Consider the following 2,685-nt stretch of genomic DNA (forward strand, 5'->3'; position numbering starts at 1 on the left):
CCAGCGCATTGCGGTCATGGTGATTACGGAAAACAACCCTGTCACCATAATCCGTACAGACAAACTCTCCCGTCCGACGGTCACGGAAACGAACACTCCCGTTCTTCTGCAGACGGGCCTCGAGATCACCGGTATTACCGTATACCGGCGTTCCGCCCGGTTCACAAAGCACGACACAGCGGTCTGTCGTCGTTGTGCGTGACCTGTCTTTACGGCGATCGCGATAATCCCAGCCTCTCAGCTGCGATACAGCAGCCCTGTCTCCCTGAGCAGCCTGAATTTCGACCCACTGACGGTAAGAGGGTGGATACCATTTCCCATCAGCAATAAGTTTCTGTCGCTCATCCCTGATGTCTTCTTTCAGCCTGATCAATGCCTGCATTCGCTGAACTTCTGCAATGTGATAATGCAGCTTACGTAATGCCGGATCATCGTACTGCGCACGAATGTGTGACTTCCGCAGACGGCATGCCTGATGAATTTCCCGACAACGTTCCCCATAACGCAGATCTGGTTTACGCCATTGTTCACGCCATGCCAGATAGCGGGCACGCAGGTCAGCACGGGCCTCAGCTCTGGCTTCACGTCGCTGCTGGCGCAGCATTGGGTCACGTTTACTGCTGACCCCGTACCTGTCACTGACAGCCAGCTCCGGGTTATAGCGACTTTCAGGTTGCACCCTGTCAAACAAATCTGCTGGGGCACTCACAAAAGGTCCGGCCTGTGGCTCTGCACGCCCCAGTGTCAGATCAGGATGAATGCTGCTGGCCTTCACCGGCGTTTGCTCATGATTAAAGGCATCAACGACAACAAGCCCGTGATGTTGTTTCTGTAGCATCAGTCCCTGTTGTGCAAACAGCTCATGACAACGCTGCCAGGTAAACTCACCCTGTGTGATCATTTCTTCAATCTGAGGGCTACAATGGCTGATGCTGTATCCCCACAGACTTTCTTTGTCAGAAAACAGTTCGCGTTTGATAGCCCCCTGCGGCCCCGTGCCTGTACGCATACGGTGCCATTCTTTATCGGTCGCAGGACAGCTCTCCATACGACGACCACGGAAGCGTTCTGTTGGCGTAACCTGGCGGAAAATATCTGTTGGTACAGGCTGCCAGCCACCATCGAGTTGATTCACATTGTCGAGCGTCAGCAGCGACCATACGCTGTCAGCACGAACGGGAGTCTGGTTATGATCATAACCGTCACAGATAACCAGGTGACCATGCTGAACACGCATCCATAATCCCGCTTCAGCCAGTGTGCGGTGAATAGCCTGGCAGTTTTCCAGCCGTCCTTCCCGTGCCATTTCCGGCAGACGTTCTCCAAGATGACGACAGGCATACTGCTGCAGACTTTCTGTTTCAGCGATTTTTTCCGGGCGAACATCAGCGGCAATGAAGTCCGGATTATAGCGTCCTGGTGCTTCCACCTGGCTGAAAATGTCTTTTGGTACTGGCGTGTAGTCACCCATTTTTTTCATGAGTTTTTCTGCACACCAGGAGGGACCAAACGAGTCAAGCTGTACACCTTCCCTGTTGCGCTCCCAGCCATCCATCACCAGAAATTTTCCGTCCATCTGAGACAGGTACAGACCATCTTCCGCAAGACGACGATGCAGGGATAACCAGTCATTTACAGGTTCACTGCGTAAACCAGCGACCGCTGTCTGCGCGACATACTCGCGAAAAGTTTGTTTTTTCCCGCGTGTCCACGCGTTCTGGCGATCACGTTCAACGGCGGTTTTGCGAACGATACGATTTCCCGGTGCATGGACCCAGCAACCGTTATCCGGAGCAAAACCATGCTTCAGTTCAAGCTCACGGCAGGCACGACTGAGTTTTTCCTGACTCCAGGATAACCGGTTCAGATAACCCGTTTCAGGGTGTACCCGGTTAACAGCCACATGGACGTGCAGATTATCTGTATCAGTATGCACGGCAGAGACATACTGATGATCGGCAAGGCCGAGTGATTTCAGCGTATGACGTACACTGTCATAAATCTGTTCCGGACGCGGGCTTTCATGTGACTGCCAGGAAAGGATGTAGTGAAAAACAGGATCAGTGTCATCTTTTGCATAGTGTGCCTGCCGGGCAATGTACTCCATATCTGCAGCGGCAGTTTCAAGAGAAGTACAGTTATGAAAGCAGGTGACACCATAAAAGTTGACCCATTCGCAGCCGTCCTTCATGACATCAACCAGCGCCACGAATGACTCATTTCGAAGACGTGTCGCATAATCAACAAGGCGACTGAAACGGCTTCGGTGCGGTTGTTCAGCCTGCGAAGAAGAAGATAAATCCAGTTCCTCATCGGTCATGTCATCCCGGACAGAGACGTAGGATACCAGGTCTTCGAACGAAGACTTGCCGTCCCTTCTCTTTTTCGGAATGACTGCATTCACCGGAGAATCCTCAACCTTCCATTAACTGTTTACGCAATGTATTTGTAAGTTCGGTTATGGCAACAAGCACTTCTGCGTATTCCTTGTCACCGGTTCTTTTTCCCTGAACAAACAGATGCTTCTGCATCCTTCCCTGTCTCATTAACTCCTTCAGAAAAGCATCATCTGTACGGGAGTTAATTCGCTTATTCAGTGCTGCATTTCGGATGTAAGCAGATACAGTAAGTCCGGAATCTTCAGCTTTTTTCCTGATGGTTTCATCCTCAACAGGAGAGAATCTG

Annotated in this window: 2 protein-coding genes; both read right to left on the minus strand. The window is 51.4% G+C overall.

Annotated elements, in window-relative coordinates; all coding sequences use genetic code 11:
* Window positions 1-2,404: IncI1-type relaxase NikB (gene nikB / locus ACJHX3_RS24595; protein ID WP_410236235.1), on the minus strand; the 2,404-nt coding region annotated here is incomplete at its 3' end.
* Between the two features lie 10 nt (window positions 2,405-2,414).
* On the minus strand, window positions 2,415-2,685 hold a 271-nt coding region (gene nikA / locus ACJHX3_RS24600), incomplete at its 5' end, for an IncI1-type relaxosome accessory protein NikA (protein ID WP_410236236.1).

Source organism: Escherichia sp. WS1265 (genome assembly GCF_046487585.1).
In the GTDB taxonomy this organism is placed as follows: domain Bacteria; phylum Pseudomonadota; class Gammaproteobacteria; order Enterobacterales; family Enterobacteriaceae; genus Escherichia; species Escherichia coli.